General features: G+C 62.2%; 4 protein-coding genes and 3 tRNA genes. All 7 read right to left on the reverse strand.

Translation table 11 applies throughout. The features are described 5' to 3' along the window. On the reverse strand, positions 1 to 122 hold a 122-nt coding region (locus BM046_RS16005), incomplete at its 3' end, for a GTP-binding protein (protein WP_235818306.1). 91 nt (positions 123 to 213) lie between these two features. Next, positions 214 to 289, reverse strand: a tRNA-Thr gene (locus BM046_RS16010). 23 nt (positions 290 to 312) lie between these two features. Continuing rightward, a tRNA-Gly gene (locus tag BM046_RS16015) sits at positions 313 to 386 on the reverse strand. A gap of 30 nt (positions 387 to 416) precedes the next feature. Further along, a tRNA-Tyr gene (locus tag BM046_RS16020) sits at positions 417 to 501 on the reverse strand. Between the two features lie 132 nt (positions 502 to 633). After that, positions 634 to 1299 carry an SPOR domain-containing protein gene (locus BM046_RS16025; protein ID WP_090541400.1) on the reverse strand — a complete coding sequence of 222 codons (666 nt, stop codon included), beginning with the start codon at positions 1297 to 1299 and terminating at the stop codon, positions 634 to 636. Beyond that, positions 1296 to 2048: a type III pantothenate kinase gene (locus tag BM046_RS16030; protein ID WP_090541404.1), complete on the reverse strand. Its 753-nt coding sequence runs from the start codon at positions 2046 to 2048 to the stop codon at positions 1296 to 1298. The genes BM046_RS16025 and BM046_RS16030 overlap by 4 nt, the downstream gene beginning before the upstream one ends. After that, the gene (locus BM046_RS16035) at positions 2038 to 3012 is read right to left on the reverse strand and encodes a biotin--[acetyl-CoA-carboxylase] ligase (RefSeq protein ID WP_090541407.1); all 975 of its coding nucleotides are present in this window, start codon (positions 3010 to 3012) and stop codon (positions 2038 to 2040) included. The genes BM046_RS16030 and BM046_RS16035 overlap by 11 nt, the downstream gene beginning before the upstream one ends. Between the last annotated feature and the right edge of the window lie 276 nt (positions 3013 to 3288).

Raw genomic sequence — 3288 nt, forward strand, 5'->3', positions numbered from 1 at the left:
CCGAATACTTCGGCGCAGACGCGGGTCAGGGCTGCGGTCAGAGTGGTCTTGCCGTGGTCAACGTGACCGATGGTGCCCACGTTCAGGTGCGGTTTGCTGCGTTCGAACTTCTCTTTAGCCATCTCGAGAGATCCTCTATGCTGAGCTGAATGCAAGGCGCGAGTCACGCGACCATTAAAATAAAGGCAGATATTTGCATATCTGCCTTATTACTGGAGCTCATGAGCGGATTTGAACCGCTGACCTCACCCTTACCAAGGGTGTGCTCTACCAACTGAGCTACATGAGCTTACAACCTGTGCACCACCGGACTGGAGCGGGTAGCGGGAATCGAACCCGCACCATCAGCTTGGAAGGCTGAGGTTCTACCATTGAACTATACCCGCCAAGAGCTTCTCGCCCGGTAACACTAAATCTGGTGGAGGGGGAAGGATTCGAACCTTCGAAGGCTAAGCCGTCAGATTTACAGTCTGATCCCTTTGACCGCTCGGGAACCCCTCCGCAAAAGAGGCGCCATTTTCATCACTTGGCGCGCCTCTGTCAACACTTTTCTTAGAAAAAACCGCAACTTGAAAGTGTTGACGCCCCAGCAGCCATCCAACTTGTCAGGTGCCTGTCGAAGCGGGCGCTATTCTAGGGGATCTGCTCCTCAATGGCAACGGGTGAACAGGGCTGATATTGATGCTGGAGCGACGGGAAGTCCGCACGCAGCCGCGACAGCAGTGCCTGGTCCACCAGACGACGGGACGCGCCGCCCACCTCGACCACATACTGGCGCTCCTTCCTGCTCAACGCGTGCACATGGGCGTCGTGCCCCTGGGCCTGCAGCTGCTCGCGTCGCAACTCGGCATGGTCCTGCCGCTGGAATACGCCCAGTGACAGCTGCCCAGCCATTTCCCCCTGGGTAATCAGGAAGCTGTCCACGCCCTGTTCCTGCAGCGCCGACAGCTGCAGCACCGCATGACGCTCACCACCGACCACCGGCATCACGAGCCAGTAGTCGGTGCCCATGACCACCTCCCTGGGACGGACCTCCGCCGCGATATCCAGCACCAGCAGGCGCTGACGCAGCTGCTGCGCCTCGCCGGCAGTGGCAAAGCGCCCGAGGGTTACGCATAGCGCCGGTGCCAGGCTCTGGGGTGATGGCAGCTGCGGTTCCGCGACGGCCGGCAACGGCGCCGCGGTAGCCTGTTCGGCAGTCTTCGGGGCGGGTGGGCCGGCCTCCGGAACGCGCTCCTGCCACTGCCAGAGCGCGTACAGGATGTTCACCAGCAACAGGGTGAGGAAGGCATACTTCATGGCCCGAGCTCCATCGGGCAGGCCAGGGCCAGACCACGGAACACCAGATCCGCGACCACGATGGCATTGTCCGGCAGCACGGTAATGAGCGAATGGGCATCACCTCCGGTCAGAATGACCGCCGGATTCTCCCCCAGCAGCCGGCGGGCTACCCGCAACTGCTCCTGGACAAAGCCTGACAGCATCAGCGCACAGCCGCATTCCACCGCTTCGGCCGTGGTCGCACCGGGGCTGGGCTCCAGAAGGTTCCACGAGGCCGCTTCGTCATAACGTACCAAGCGCGTATGCTGCAGAAGGGTCGCGCGCAGCAGCTTGCTGCCCGGCGCTATGAAGCCGCCCAGATGCCGGCCATCCGCATCGACAAAGTCACTGGTGATCGCCGTCCCCAGATCGATCACGACGCAGGCGCCTCCGGCCAGCTGATAGCCGGCGACCAACGCCAGCCAGCGATCCATTCCCAGACGCCGGTAGTCCTCGTAGCCATTGCGCACACCCTCCAGCTCCTGGCTCGGCCGGGCAAGCAGAGGCGCACGCTTGAGCCAGCTGGTCAACTGATTGAAGATCACCTGGGTTTCATCTTCAGAGCGGACACTCACCAGACGGCAGCCATGTATCTCTCGCTCCTGACCACCCAACAGACGCTGCAGTTCCACCAGGTCCGGCGCCATGTCGCCATCGCGCACACGCCCCTCCCTGTCCAGCAGCCGCCACTTGATAAGGGTGTTACCGCAGTCCAGCTCAAGAATCATCATTCAGCCTCAGAGTCACTTCCCCGCCGTGCAGCAGCATCTCGCCGGCGGCGGTCTGCAGACGCAGGGCGCCACGCGCATCGACCCCCATGGCCTTGCCGGTCCAGCTGTTGTCGCCGGCCTGGACGCGCACCTCGCGCCCCTGCCACAGGTGGTATCGATGCCATGATTCAACAAAGGGCTGGAAGCCCTCGCGCCGGAATCGCTCCAACGCTGCCAGCAGACGCCGGAGAAACTCTCCGGTCAGCGCATTGCGATCAAGCGCGCCGCGCTGCCTGGACAGCAGCAGCGAAGTCCAGGCCTGATCGATGCCCCCCTCAGCGGTCATCAGCACATTGACGCCGACCCCGATGACCGCCACGCAGTCGGAGGTCAGGTCGCCGGCGATCTCGACCAGTATCCCGGCCAGCTTCCGGCCATCAAGCAGGATATCGTTCGGCCATTTCAGCCCCACGCCGCGGAAGCCGAGGGCTTGAAGGCTTTCTACCAGCACCAGTCCGACCAGCAGGCTTAGACCTTCCAGTTTCTGCGCCCCTTCGGAGAAGGGCACGGCGACCGACAGGTATATGTTCTGCGCATAGGGACTCACCCAGGCCCGGCCCCGCCGGCCCTTGCCCGAAGTCTGCTGCTCGGCAATGCATATCCGAATGCCACCGCCCGCTCCGGACCCTGCCAGCTGACGCATCAGCTCAGCATTGGTGGAGTCCACCGCATCCAGCAACTGCCAGCCGATGGGATCGGCTGACGCCCTGGCCGCCGCCTGGATGGCACTGAGGTCCAGCATGGAGGCGCCCTGGGGAACACGGTAGCCCTTGCCACGCACACGCTGCAGGGGATAGCCATCATCCTCGAGCCGTTTGAGCGCCTTCCATACCGCAGCGCGACTGACACCCAGCGCCCTGCCGAGCTCCTCGCCAGAGTGGAACTGTCCGTCGGACATCATCTTTAACAATGGAGCAAGCATGGCTTTCTATCATCAGCAAGGGACTGCGCATGATAGCGCTCGCAGGCGTGTTTATGAATGGGAATATGTCGGCTATGCGGCAGATGCACAGCCAGGCTGGACAATCTGCGAGCTCCTTGAGCAATGACACAACAGAGCAAACACCGGCAAGAGACGTGAGATCTGCCGGAGGACGGCATGGAAGACGGGCAATGAAGCCCCTGCGCACCCGGGCTGGTCCGGTTGACAGATGACAGGTATTTACCAGAAAGAAAAAACCCCGACCTGTTTCCAGAT

Origin of the sequence: Halopseudomonas formosensis, from assembly GCF_900115905.1 — a bacterium.
In the GTDB taxonomy this organism is placed as follows: domain Bacteria; phylum Pseudomonadota; class Gammaproteobacteria; order Pseudomonadales; family Pseudomonadaceae; genus Halopseudomonas; species Halopseudomonas formosensis.

What these genes read in the sequence shown, in the direction of transcription:
- BM046_RS16030 (WP_090541404.1), bottom strand. Translation starts at nt 2,048, where the DNA reads ATGATTCTTGAGCTGGACTGCGGTAACACCCTTATCAAGTGGCGGCTG.
- BM046_RS16035 (WP_090541407.1), bottom strand. Translation starts at nt 3,012, where the DNA reads ATGCTTGCTCCATTGTTAAAGATGATGTCCGACGGACAGTTCCACTCT.
- BM046_RS16025 (WP_090541400.1), bottom strand. Translation starts at nt 1,299, where the DNA reads ATGAAGTATGCCTTCCTCACCCTGTTGCTGGTGAACATCCTGTACGCG.